Origin of the sequence: Spirosoma spitsbergense DSM 19989, from assembly GCF_000374085.1 — a bacterium.
Lineage (GTDB): Bacteria > Bacteroidota > Bacteroidia > Cytophagales > Spirosomataceae > Spirosoma > Spirosoma spitsbergense.
The window spans coordinates 1-12,915 of the sequence record NZ_KB893431.1; the positions used below are offsets into that span (position 1 = coordinate 1).

At 51.9% G+C, this 12,915-nt stretch carries 7 protein-coding genes, 1 tRNA gene and 1 pseudogene; 3 read left to right on the forward strand and 6 right to left on the reverse strand.

Annotation, left to right across the window (positions count from 1 at the left end; translation table 11 throughout):
- Positions 1 to 219 precede the first annotated feature (219 nt).
- The 5 genes from B157_RS0106505 to B157_RS0106525 form a co-directional block, all read right to left on the reverse strand.
- Entirely contained in the window at positions 220 to 450 is a 231-nt protein-coding gene (locus tag B157_RS0106505) for a hypothetical protein (RefSeq protein ID WP_020602555.1), read from the reverse strand.
- A gap of 82 nt (positions 451 to 532) precedes the next feature.
- Positions 533 to 2,527: a DNA methyltransferase family protein gene (locus B157_RS34635; RefSeq protein WP_020602556.1), complete on the reverse strand. Its 1,995-nt coding sequence runs from the start codon at positions 2,525 to 2,527 to the stop codon at positions 533 to 535.
- 51 nt (positions 2,528 to 2,578) lie between these two features.
- A complete protein-coding gene (locus B157_RS0106515; RefSeq protein WP_020602557.1) occupies positions 2,579 to 3,619 on the reverse strand; it encodes a PDDEXK nuclease domain-containing protein in 1,041 nt (346 codons plus the stop codon).
- 8 nt (positions 3,620 to 3,627) lie between these two features.
- Complete coding sequence (locus B157_RS0106520) at positions 3,628 to 6,912, reverse strand: helicase-related protein (protein ID WP_020602558.1); 3,285 nt, start codon at positions 6,910 to 6,912, stop codon at positions 3,628 to 3,630.
- 442 nt (positions 6,913 to 7,354) lie between these two features.
- Positions 7,355 to 7,426, reverse strand: a tRNA-Glu gene (locus B157_RS0106525).
- A 183-nt stretch (positions 7,427 to 7,609) separates the two neighbouring features.
- On the opposite strand from B157_RS0106525, the gene B157_RS0106530 reads away from it, so the two are divergent.
- The 3 genes from B157_RS0106530 to B157_RS0106540 all read left to right on the forward strand — a co-directional run bounded on the left by B157_RS0106530 (position 7,610) and on the right by B157_RS0106540 (position 12,377).
- On the forward strand, positions 7,610 to 10,180 hold the full coding sequence (locus B157_RS0106530; protein ID WP_020602559.1) for a M14 family metallopeptidase: 2,571 nt from the start codon (positions 7,610 to 7,612) through the stop codon (positions 10,178 to 10,180).
- Positions 10,181 to 10,271: 91 nt separating this feature from the next.
- Complete coding sequence (locus B157_RS0106535) at positions 10,272 to 11,246, forward strand: NADPH:quinone oxidoreductase family protein (RefSeq protein ID WP_020602560.1); 975 nt, start codon at positions 10,272 to 10,274, stop codon at positions 11,244 to 11,246.
- Between the two features lie 51 nt (positions 11,247 to 11,297).
- Positions 11,298 to 12,377 (forward strand): DUF4421 family protein, encoded by a 1,080-nt coding sequence (locus B157_RS0106540; RefSeq protein ID WP_020602561.1) that lies wholly within the window; start codon positions 11,298 to 11,300, stop codon positions 12,375 to 12,377.
- Positions 12,378 to 12,656: 279 nt separating this feature from the next.
- On the opposite strand, the pseudogene B157_RS39280 reads toward B157_RS0106540, so the two are convergent.
- A pseudogene (locus B157_RS39280) lies at positions 12,657 to 12,915 on the reverse strand (hypothetical protein); the annotation flags it as partial.

Consider the following 12,915-nt stretch of genomic DNA (forward strand, 5'->3'; position numbering starts at 1 on the left):
ATGCCAAAATCAGCCGCCAGGTTATGTTGTCTACCCGCTCGGCTATAGCCACAAACGGGCAAGGGCATACTATCCATGATGTACCAGATTTGGCGTGTAATACCCAAGTGGCAAAGCATCATTTGCCGCATTAAGTTGGTGAGTTTAAANAAACCCTTGCTGCGTCGGTGAAAGCGGCTTCGCTCAATAAGTTGAGGGAACAAATGGCTATAATTGCGCTTAACGAAGCCATACCGCACCGGCGGCCCGGCACGCTGTCTCTGAATTAGTTACCATTTGATTAACCAACGCCAGTGTAATAACTTCGCTGTCGGAGAAAACCGCTTGGGGACCTGGTCTTTCAACCAAAAAGCCAATTTTCTGATAAAACTCATCGACATAATAATAAACAATGGTCAACATATCTTCCAGACTTCCTTCCTCTAGGGTATCTTTGAGTGACTCGATCATGGGGTGTCTATGTTTGGTTTGGCGACCTTTAGATACCCCTTTTCGGGTTAATTTCAAACTAATCTCTGATCACGAACTAGCACTACTGGTGTAGTTTAGTAATTTGTACGGCCACCGGCTGAATGTCGACCCCGTACAGGCAGTTTTCAATCAGGTATAGTTTACGGCCATAATCAAGTTCATTTTCCCGGAATGCCTTATCAATCTCCTCAATTAGTGCGTCGTGCAGGCTCGCATCGGGCAGTTCCAGCACTTTATCTACTTGCTTTTGCCGCCAGGCTTCGTTGTGCGGGTCGAGTTTGCCGAGCAGATGCACCATTTTGTGCAGAACGCCCATCGGAAACGCCCCGGAGCCGCATGCTGGGTCCAGAATTTTGCAGTCGTCCAGCGCTGTAATGAGCCGCCGTTTTTCGGCGGCTGAGAAATCGCCATCAGCGGGCGTATAGGCCAATAGATCGCGCAGCCGGTTCCGCAGGCCGTCGGCGGGTAGGGGGTTGGGGCCGGTGGTGAGTTTGCTTTCGAGGTGGGCCATCAGGCTTTCGTCCACCATGTAGTCCACAATTTCGCGGGGCGTATAAAACGAGCCGGTCAGTTTGCGGGCGGTGCTGCTGGTTTCGGGGACGTAGGTAGCCAGCAGGTTCTCAAACACCTTGCCGAGCAATTCGGGGTCAAGGGCAATTTCTTCCTCAACGGGCGTGTTTTCGTCAATCGTGAATTTGTATTTGTGCAGCAGGTCGATGAGCGGACGAACTTTGTATTTCTTGTTTTTGGTACCCAGAATATCGTTCAGGTCGGCATCCAGTTCCTCGTCTTTGTGGTCGGGGTGAAAGAACAGATAATCGGGAACCGTCAGGCGGGTTTCCTGGTCGAGCCGGTCTGAAAAGCAGTCGATTCGGACCACGTTGGGGCTGCCCACATTCTGGTCGAGATTCTCAAACAGGCCACCGTTCAGAAATGGCACGTCCTGAAACAGAGCCAACGCCCGGTTTTCGTCGGTAAAAAACCGACCGTAGCGATAAAAGCCCTGAATACCCGTCTGACGCTTCACAAACTGGCGCGAGTCGGGCTTGTCTTTGGCCATTTCGGTATTGAGTGTAGCAAAAAACAGGTTTTGCAAAATAGCTTTGTAATACGTGCTACCGGCTTTGTCGGTGTAGTTCAGCAGTGTATCAAGGGTTTTACGGTCAAAAAGTTCAGCCGGAATCAGGGGCTTGCCATCGGCGGTTTTCTCTTTCAAAAACCAAACGAAAATCAATCGCGTCAACATGCGGATTACCTGTTGGGCATTCCAGCTTTGGCGGTCGTTATCGGGGTCGCTGGTGCGGGGCATGGCTTCTTCGGGGAACTTCACCTCGCCCAGCGCCCAGAAATACCAGTTGGCCAGTTCGCGGTAAAACCGCTTGTTGATTTCGGAACTGTCGAGTGTTTTTTGCCAGGCATTGTGCAATTCCACGAAATTGCGGAACCCGTAGTCGGACCGGAGTTTGGGGAAGCTCAGGTCATACAGAATTTCGATATGCGCCCGGTGTGGTTCGGCAAGCTGGATGTCTTTGATGATGGTGACTTTTTCCAGCACGTCGCGGTCGGCATCACGTTTATTAAGTCGCCGTTTCACTACCGCCAATGACAGCGTATGGCCGCATTTGAACAGCACCAGTACCGGCATCGGAAATGCCTTGTTCAGCTCGCGCGTAATTTCTGACAGTGCCGTGCGGGAGTAGGCTTTGCCATTGGATTGAGCAGCCAGGTCAATGGCGAAAAAGAGGTAGGCTTCAATGATGGTATCGTTCACTTTTCCCGAATCGAACAGGCCCATTTGTCGGTTCATCTCCGTTTCGGTCAGCTGAAACAGCAAGTTTACCTGATTCCAGTGGGCAGTGCGGGCCTTGTCGGTATTAATGCGCTCGGCAAGTTGCGGGTATTCCTCAACCAGCCCGGCATACGTTGGTTCATCGAGCGGGTTCTGGCGTTCGGTATTATAGCCTAGGGTCTGAAATAGATGGATGGCATTATCAAAGAGGTTGGCGGTGGCAAACTGCTGAAGTGCGGTTTGAATAGCGGTTTTAGTCGATAGCATTTCTGGTAGATTTCGGAGTGGGCATCGGTAACAAGCCGGGTAACTAATATGTCATTGATTGAGCCAGGTCGACACTGCTTCAATTCGGCGCACGAATTCTTCGGAGCTGGGAAAAAACGGACGCAGGTTGTCGGGCAGTTGGTTGGTGAGCGAGTACGTAGCGACCCCAATTGGTTTACTGATGTCCTGAAGGGCAAACTCAACGGTAGTGCGGCTTTTGTCTTTGCAGATGATAATGCCAATGCTCGGGTTTTCGTGCGCTTTCCGAACGCGCTTATTCAGCAGCGATAGGTAAAAATTCATCTTCCCGGCATATTCAGGCCGGAATCCATCAATTTTCAATTCGATAGCCACCAAGGACCGGAGTTCGCGGTGATACAGCAGCAGGTCGATACGGTAGTCGACACCATCGAGTTCAATCACGTATTGATTGCCGATAAACGAAAAGTCGGCCCCCATTTCAATCAGAAACCGGCGGATGTTGGCCAGAATTGCCTGTTCGAGTTCGTACTCGGAGTGGGCGTCGCTCAGATTCAGGAAGTCGAAGGTATACTCATCTTTGAGCGTCAGGGCCGCCGTAGCCTGGCTGGCTTCTGGCATGGTTTGCTCAAAATTTTGCTGGTTGAGCAGGGTCTTCTGATACGCCCGGACCTCTATCTGGTGTATCAGTACGTTGCGGCTCCAGCCGTTGCGTTGCGTTTGCCGGATGTAAAACAGTCGCTCGTGATCGTCTTTGCATTTTTCCATAACGACCAGATTGTGCGACCAGCTAATTTCTGCCACCATCGGTGGCAGAATTAGGGTGTTGCCAACATACTGGGTATAGAAAGCCCGCATTCTCCACAGATTGCGGGCAGAAAAACCACTGATACCGGCAAATTCGGCCTGTAATTCGCTGGCGAGTTGCTCAACCACGGCTTTACCCCAGCCGTGTTGGTTCTGCCGTTCCACAATAAGCTGCCCCAACTCCCAATAGAGCTGAATCTGCTCTTTGTTGACGGCTTTGAGAGCCTGATACTGCGCCTGCCGGATGCGCTGCTTTATGTCGGCCACAAACTGCCGGTAGCTGTCCTGCTGCGTTACATTTTCCATCTCCCAAGTTATTTAATAATCAGCCACGTAACCAATTCGAACTCGGAATTAGCGGTTAGCTGTTTCTCTTTGGGTACCAATACACCACCCCGCCCGGTCATTAATTGCTGACTGGCCTGTTTTTTAAATGAGTTAGCCGACGACTCGATAGCCCGTTTCAGTAAGTCAGAGTACGGCGCCATGTCGGCCCCGTTTTCGGTTTCGGCGTTGAAGATGTCGCAGAGTGACTCATGCGCCCTCGTCCGGTCCTGACACAGCAACCGGAACACCTCCAGAATCTGCTTGGCGTTCACATAACTGTATTTTACCGTGCCACCGTCATACACATATGCCAGATAATAAGGGTGAAGTGGGTTAAGCTGTCTGGTGTCGTCGGTGGCTTTCTGGTCGGCATCAGCCTTCTGGCGCAGGCAAAACAGCGCACCCGGTTTGATGAGGTCATTGTCTCCAATTTTGAGCTGGCCATTTTCCCCGTGCAGGTGTGCGTAAGGCCCAACGGGTGACGGCACAACGGCATACAGGCCCAGAGGAGCGTCGGCCAGTTGCTGCTTGTTTTTCTCGATGAACCGCATCAGTTCGATTCGGAAATCATCCAGGGTGAAATCCGTTAACGATACGCCCCCTTCGTTGAGGTCTTCCAGGTCCAGTATTTCTTCCTGCAACCGTTTGAGTTGCTTATCCCGGAACTTTAAATCCTGCTCTACCAAGTCTTCAATCTGATCATTACTGAGCAGGTTATCTTCACCCGTAGCCGTTATGTCTACGAGGGCCATGCGGGCTTCCACGCGGTTTTTGAGGTTGATATACTGGTCAAGGTCTTTGGTGGGCCAGAAATTGACGAGCTGGATTTTGTCGTTTTTGCTCCCCAGCCGGTCAATCCGCCCAAAGCGTTGAATGATTCGGACGGGATTCCAGTGGATGTCGTAGTTGACCAAATAATCACAGTCCTGAAGATTTTGCCCTTCCGAAATGCAGTCGGTAGCCACCAACAGGTCGATTTCGCCGATTTGCGGCATCGTTTTAGTTAACTGATGGCGACCTTTGGCGCGGGGCGAAAAGTTGGTCAGGATGGTGTTAAAGTCTGTCGGGTTGCGGTAGCCTTTGGGCTGAAACGTAGTTTGATTGCTGCCGCTGCCCGTCACCAGGGCCGATTCGATACCAAACTCGGTGTTGGCCCAGTCGTGCAGGTTTTCGTAGAGATAGCTGGCCGTGTCAGAAAAAGCCGTAAACACAATCACCTTGCGGTTATCGGCGTTGAGCGGGTTCGTTACTTTCTCCCGGATAAGCTGTTTTAATTCCTGCAATTTAGCGTCCCGTTCGGGCGTAATGGCCGAGGCCGAGTCGTAGAGCGACAAGAGCTTATCTTTATCTTCGCTGAGGTCATGCAGCCACTCATCCAGTTTCAGATGGGTCAGATCGAACTTCTTCTTACCACCCACTAGATACGCATCTTCAACCGCCATTACTTCTTCATCGTCGGGTGCATCGATGGATAACTCATCCGTTTCAATGATAGTGCGAACGGGATTAGCCTGATACGCTCTGACTTTGGTTTCCAGGGTCTCTATTTTTTTGATTGTCCGGTCCATGGACAGTTCAAACGACTGCACTGAGCTTTCCAGCCGTTTCAGAAAGCCGACTTTCATCATACCAATCAGAAAGTATTCGCGCTTAGCCTGCGAGAAGTTAGCTGTTTTCTTTGTGTCGATGCGTTCGCTGTACTGGTCTTCAAAGTCCGGCAACAGGTAGGCAGACGGGTTGAACAGGCTAAGTTTATACCCCGAGATTTCACGGTTAATGGCATCGTAGGAGCGAAACCGATGGTTAGTGTCCATTTCCGGATAAACGGCCTTCGGTTTTAGTCGCTCTGGAAATTTCCCGATGGCGTTCATATCGTAAAACGTTTCGATATGTCGACGGGAGCGGGCAATGGTCAGTTCATCTAAAAGTTTGAAAAACCCGCTGTCCAACTTCTCCATTAGCCCCTGCACAGTGCGGTTAACCGTCTTTTTAGGATCGGCCCAATCGGTAAACTGCTTTTGGGCTGCTGCCAGTGTATTACCAATGTTTTTTACACCCGCCGACTCCGCCAGGGCCGAGTCACTGCCTCCAATAATAAAATAAATCTGGTTACGCAGGTCTTTGAGTGAATTGTTGACCGGCGTAGCACTTAGCAACAGGACTTTCGTTTGCGCCCCGGCCTTGATAATATCATCCATCAGCCGGGCGTACCGGCTCTTGATCAGGTTACCATCGGCATCGTATTTGCCTACGGTATTATTGCGAAAGTTGTGTGATTCATCGATGACAACTAAATCATAAACGCCCCAATCAAATGTTTCGATGGTGATATTATCTGCCTGAGCGATGCCCTGCGTACGACCCAGATCGGTGTGGTACATAACCGTGTAGTTCAGGCGGTCGCTTTGCAGGGGATTGAGTACCGAGTTCTTTTTGGCCTGATAAATAGTCCAGTTTTCACCTAATTTCTTGGGGCAAAGCACCAGCACATTTTTATTCTTGATTTCGTAGTACTTAATAACGGCCAGTGCTTCAAAAGTCTTTCCTAAGCCCACACTGTCAGCCAGTACACAGCCGCCGTGCCGATCTATTTTGCTGATAATACCCCGTACGCCATCCTGTTGAAACGGATAGAGTTTGTTCCAGACAACTGATTCGGTGAAACGGGATTTGCCATCCAGCAAGTCATTACTTTGCTGTTGACTGAGGTAATTTCCAAAGATATGATAGAGCGTTTTGAGGTAAACAAACTCCGGGGAGGTGTCTTTGTAGAGTTGCTCTAAGTATTTAAGAACCTCCGTCTTTACATCGCGAACGAGGCTTTCGTCCGCATTCCAGAGTGAATCGAACCAGTCTTTCAGGTCGTTGAGCGAGGATTTACTGTCGACAATCAGATTCAACTCCATATTAGGCCGGTTACCAAAGCCTAACCCACTGGCCGTAAAATTAGAACTGCCTGAAATGGCATCTTTCGCCCCGTTATGCTGCTGAATATGATAAAGTTTGCCGTGCAGAAAGTTAGGTTTCACCATTGACCGGATCTGTACTTTATTCTGAATCCAGTTTGCACAATCGCTGGCTATATTCTTCTGTTTGATAGAGTTGTCTAATGAAATCGCATCCTGCTCAATGGATGAGCGACGGTAGGTCTTGCTGTCGTCCAGTATGAAATTAGGCTCACCAAACAGGAAGCGTAGTTCCTGAATAGTATCCAGTCGATCTTTTAGGTGATAGTAGGCATATATAGTGAAATAGGCAGAAACAATAGACAAGCTTGATTCAGGTCGGATGCACTCATCTAAGAAAGCACCGACTGAACCGTGTTGGCCTTTGGGCCAATTATCACGAATCAGGGAATATGACATAAAAGGCTAGTTGTGAGCCACAGGAGAATGACATCAACCATATGCTACGTAGTTGCGCATGCAATATATCACTTACTGTGTTTTGTCTTTCATTTCTGACATCTATCGGGCATAAGATAAACTTCTGACTTCACCCTATCGGGGCTTATCCGAAACTAGTATCAACCTTTTCCCGGCTCCGTTGGCTAAAGCCCAGCGGCAATGGATTGAACGGTTTAAGGCTTCCCATCAACAGGCCCTGGGGACCTTTTTACGAATTGCTGTTAGGCTTCAGCCAACGGCACACACAATGGAATGAATGGCACAAAAAAAAGCCCCTTTTTCCGAGGGGCTTTTTTCAATTTGTTAGTGACCGATACGGGAATCGAACCCGTGTTACCGCCGTGAAAGGGCGATGTCCTAACCGCTAGACGAATCGGCCGTCTTGTTTAAAAGACCCAACTGTTTAGCTGATTAGCTGCCCTGTTGGCGAAACGTGGTGCAAAGGTAAGGTGATGTTTTAAAAATGCAATGACTACCATCAAAAAATTTCCAAAAAAAGGGTTCCTGACCGATTTACTGCTATTTTTGAGCCAGTTAGCTTCTCCGTTTTTTTATTTTATTTATGAAAAAAGTTTTTCTGCTGGCGGCTCTGGTAACGCTGGTACTGACTTATCCGTCCAGACCGGTATTAGCCCAGGCATCAACAACAACCGCAACCAGCGTTTCCTCCCCCGCTCAGTTTCTGGGCTACAGACCGGGAGACCGATTTACACCCCACCACCGCCTGATTGCCTACGCCGAACAGGTAGCCCGTCAACTGCCCAATCGGGTCAAACTGATTCCGTACGGTCAGACCTACGAAGGCCGCCAGCTGATGGTGGTCGTTATTGCCTCCGAAGCGAATCTGGCGCGGCTGGAAGAAATCAGGACCAATAACCTGAAACGGACCGGCCTGCTGGAAGGAACGCCGACCACCGCGCCCCAACCACCCATAGCCTGGCTGAGTTATAACGTGCATGGCAACGAAGCCGTCAGCTCCGAAGCGTTTATGGAGGTGCTGTACCGGCTAACGAATACGAGCGACACCCTTTCGAGGAAAATAATGAACACGACGGTGGTGCTGCTCGACCCCGGCCTCAACCCCGATGGGCACGACCGCTACGTGAACTGGTACAACCAGATGCTGGGCCGCAACCCCAACCCGGATCCCGCAGCCCGCGAACACAGCGAACCCTGGCCCGGTGGTCGGTATACCCATTACCTCTTCGACCCTAACCGCGACTGGGCCTGGCAAACGCAGGAAAATACGCAGCAGCGTATGGCACTCTACCAGCAATGGATGCCCCAGCTCCACGCCGATTTTCACGAAATGGGGGCGGAGAGTGCCTATTATTTTGCGCCATCGGCCAAACCTTACCACCAGGATATTACGCCCTACCAGCGGCAGTTTCAGCAAACGATCGGGCAGTATAGCAGCCGGGCTTTCGATAAAAATGGCTGGCTCTACTACACCCGCGAACGCTACGACCTGTTTTATCCCAGCTACGGCGATACCTACCCAACCTACAACGGAGCCATCGGCATGACGTTTGAACAGGGCGGGGGAGGTCGGGCGGGGCTGGCCATCCGGAAGGAGGATGGGGACACGCTCACCCTCCGCCAGCGCATCGACCACCATTACACATCGGGCATCGCCACGCTCGAATCCGTGGCCGACCGACCCGCCGAAATCGTGAAGGAGTTTGGACAGTTTTTCGATAAATCCCGCAATACGCCCATTGGGGCCTACAAAAGTTACGTAATTAAGGCCAATGGCGATGCCGGACGAATCAGGGCGTTGCAGCAACTGCTGGACCGGAATAAAATTAGCTATGGCTACGCCGGAAAGACTCAGACCGCTGTCGGGGCCTTCAATTACAGTACGCAGAAAACGGAGAAAAATACAGCGGTAGCCGCCGAAGACATGATTATCAGTGCCTATCAGCCCAAATCGACGCTGCTGAAAATCCTGTTCGAGCCAAACTCGGCGCTGGAGGATTCGGCTACCTACGACATTACGGCCTGGTCGCTGCCCTACGCCTATGGCCTGCAAACCTACGGCCTGACAACCCGCCTGAATCCAGTCGGCCCCTCGACCCCGCCCCCGGCTCCTGCACCAGTTGCCAACGCTTACGCCTACCTGATTCGCTGGCAGTCGGTACCGGCGGTGAAGACGCTGACGGCCCTGATGAAACAAAATGTGCGGGTGCGGGTTGCCGAAAAACCATTTGAGGTAGAAGGGAAATCGTACCCGTATGGTACGCTGATCATCACCCGGACTGGTAACGAGCAGTTTGGCGATCGGCTGGGAACATTGGTCAATCAAACCGCTACGGCTAACGGTAGTGACTATACGCCGGTTCAGACAGGGTTCGTTACGACCGGTTCCGACTTTGGCTCCGGTTCGGTATTCGGACTGAAAGCCCCCAAAGTGGGTCTTGTAACGGGAGAAGGGACGCCCCCACCGTCGGCGGGGGAAGTATGGCACTTTTTCGACCAGACCCTCAATTATCCGATTACCCTGCTGGACGGCAGTTCGCTGGGTAACCTGGCCTGGACCAAACTGGATGTCCTGATACTGCCATCCAACTATAACTACAGCCGTATTCTGACTGAAAAGACGCTGACAGCGCTGAAAGAATGGATTCGGGCAGGGGGCAAACTCATCGCGATGGAACGGGCCGCGTCGTTTCTGGCGGGTAAAGACGGGTTCGACCTGAAAGAGAAACCGGGCGATGGGGATAAGGTAGATAAAGTTCGCCGGGAAAATAGGGTTGATTCGCTCAACGTGTACGCCGACCGCGAACGGTCGGCCCTCTCGGATGAAACGCCGGGGAGTATCTACCGGGTCAATATGGACACGACGCACCCACTCGGGTTCGGCCTGTCGGGTGGGTATTACTCGCTGGTGCTGAACGCCTATAACTTCGATTTTCTGAAGGATGGCTGGAATGTGGGTTACCTGAAAAACGATAATTACGTAGCCGGATTTTCGGGGAAGAACGTAAAAGGAAAGCTAAAGAATACTCTTCTGATGGGTGTTCAGACGATGGGGCACGGCAGTATTGTGTATCTGGCCGATGACCCGCTTTTCCGGGGTTTCTGGTACAATGGCCAACTGCTTTTCAGCAACGCGGTCTTTATGGTAAATTAAAGAGCGAGAGTGTGAAAGAGCGAAAGTTGCTGACGCGTCAGCCTTTCACTCTTTCACACTCTCGCTCTTTCCTTCTTTCACTCTTTAAACTATGCAAGCAATTCTCTGCCGTTCTTTTGGCCTGCCCGATACCCTCACGCTGGAAGACATCCCGTCGCCCACGCCCGTCCCCGGCCAGGTGCTTATCCAGACAAAAGCCTGTAGCCTCAACTTTCCGGATACGCTGACCATTCAGGATAAATACCAGTTCAAACCGCCGTTGCCGTTCTCGCCGGGGAGCGAATCGTCGGGCGTGGTACGTGCCGTGGGGGAAGGCGTCACTCACCTCAAACCCGGCGACCGGGTATTTACGTTCGGGTCGCACGGGGGGCTGGCCGAAGAGCGGCTATCGGATGCAAATGCCACTATTCCCCTGCCCGACGGGATGGACTTTGTGACGGGGGCGTCGACCCTGTACGCATACGGCACATCGTACCACGCCCTGAAAGACCGCGCCCAACTACAGGCGGGGGAAACGCTGCTGGTGCTGGGGGCCGCCGGTGGCGTTGGACTGGCTGCCGTTGAACTGGGGAAACGAATGGGAGCCACCGTCATTGCTGCGGCTTCGACGGAAGAGAAACTGGCCGTTTGTCGGCAAAAAGGAGCTGCGCACGGCATCAACTATACGACGGAAGACCTGCGCCAACGCATCAAAGACATTACGGGCGGCAAGGGTGTCGACGTGGTGCTGGACCCCGTGGGTGATCAATGGGCAGAACCCGCCATCCGGTCAATGGCCTGGCGGGGACGATACCTGGTCGTTGGCTTTGCCGGGGGCGAGATTCCTAAAATTCCGCTGAATCTGGCTCTGCTGAAAGGCTGCGCTATCGTGGGTGTTTTCTGGGGTGCCTTTACACAGAAAGAAGCCGCGCTGAGTCAGCAAAACATGCAGGAGATAGCCACCTGGGTGATGCAGGGGAAACTCACCCCGCATATTTACCGGGAGTATTCGCTGAGCGAAGCGCCCCAGGCACTCACCGACATGATGGAACGCCGGGTTATCGGGAAGGCGGTCGTTGTGTTGTAGAAAACATTTGCCACCATGTTATCAGTTATAGGGGGGCTATGTCACTACACAATGAGTACTAAACGACTACGTAAAGCACTGCTGCTGCTTGTGTTTGTAGGGTGTTCCCTGGCAAGCATGGGGCAGGGGCTCAGCCTGCTTGGTATTCCGCTGGATACCCTCCTGAAAACAGAAACACCCCGGGTCGACCGCACCTATATTGTCACCTATTATGGTCGTTTGCACCTGTTTGCCGTGACTGACCGGGAAGATTTTACCATGCGCATGGTGGGCTCGACCGTTCCGCTGAAGTACAAGCCGAACCTGCCCTGGTCCGTCGGCCTCGGGGTCAACTACAAATGGATCGGCACGGAATTAACCGTCAGACTGCCACTGCTTGGCTATGATGTGACCCGGAAGGGGAAAACCAAACAGTTTGGTGCCAAGGTGAATCTGAACCGGAATCATTATCTGGTTTCTGCCCAGTACCATTCATACCGGGGATTTTATATGTACAATCCCGAACTGCTGCAACCCGACTGGCTGGACCGGTTTGCCACCTACCCGAACCGGGATGACCTGCGCAGCCAGACGGCCGAGGTTCACGTCCTCTACCAGACGAATCCCCTCCAGTTTTCCGTTCCGGCTACCCTGCTGCAGCGGGAAGGGCAACGTCGAAATGCGTATAGCTGGGTATTTGGCGGTTTTCTGACCTACCAGAACATCCGGGCCGACTCCGCCTTCATACCCACGGCCCTGCGATCCGAATTCCAGTCCCAGGCCCAGTTGCGGGGAATACGAACCATCGCGCTGGGTGTTGATGCAGGCTATACGAAGACGTTCGTTTTTCGAAAGTACTTTTTCACCAGTTTATCCGTTCGTCCGGGCGTATCATTGCTTCTCCAGCAAACCACCTCCGTATCTGCTCCATCGGAGAGTCGTTTGAAGGCGGGTTGGGAAGGCATCGCTTCGTTGACGCTGGGCTACAGTACGGATAAGTATTACGGCGGAATTTACAGTTCAACGTCCTGGGTCAATCGGACTTTCTCGCAGGAGTTAATCAATACCCACTCAGATTATGTCCGGCTGGTGGTGGGTAAGCGCCTGCGGTACCGGCCCAAAGGATTTGTGAAAAAACTGCCGGGTATCTAGGTATGGCGTGCTGCGATGGCTAGGCGACAGGCTACTGAGCATCTGTTTAGTATCATTGGCCGATAAGGCCCGGGTACCCGCGGACGTAGTGTCCTCAATTTTTATAAAAGGTTTGGTAGTCCTTAAAAAGTAATGATTGCAAGCAAAGGTCGTAGTTTTGGGTCGCCGGACTCAGTGTTAGTGCTATGTTTCAACGACACAACTGCCCCGCCTGCGGCTAAACAAACTTACAGGGCCGATTTCTATGATCTATGCAAGCGCATGTTTATACTTTTCGTCCTAAGTACAGGACAAAAGTGGTACAAGGTGGCCAACAGGTTGGCCTTTAAGGATTCTATCGCGCAGTTCATCTAAACCGTGACGGAATAAACTAAACAACGCTTGGCATCGGCCTGTCAAGTTGCGGGTTGGTATTTTATGACCCGCTTTGATGAGCCACTCGCCCGTTTCAAGGGCCCAAATCAGACTCATTGACAAGATAAACAACAGCCGACGAAGGCGATGATGCTTGGTTAGGCCACACCCTTCTAAATCAAAG

Bases quoted from the DNA above. Each gene is read 5' to 3' on its own strand.
- B157_RS0106505 (WP_020602555.1), bottom strand. From the start codon at position 450: ATGATCGAGTCACTCAAAGATACCCTAGAGGAAGGAAGTCTGGAAGAT.
- B157_RS34635 (WP_020602556.1), bottom strand. From the start codon at position 2,527: ATGCTATCGACTAAAACCGCTATTCAAACCGCACTTCAGCAGTTTGCC.
- B157_RS0106515 (WP_020602557.1), bottom strand. From the start codon at position 3,619: ATGGAAAATGTAACGCAGCAGGACAGCTACCGGCAGTTTGTGGCCGAC.
- B157_RS0106530 (WP_020602559.1), top strand. From the start codon at position 7,610: ATGAAAAAAGTTTTTCTGCTGGCGGCTCTGGTAACGCTGGTACTGACT.
- B157_RS0106535 (WP_020602560.1), top strand. From the start codon at position 10,272: ATGCAAGCAATTCTCTGCCGTTCTTTTGGCCTGCCCGATACCCTCACG.
- B157_RS0106540 (WP_020602561.1), top strand. From the start codon at position 11,298: ATGAGTACTAAACGACTACGTAAAGCACTGCTGCTGCTTGTGTTTGTA.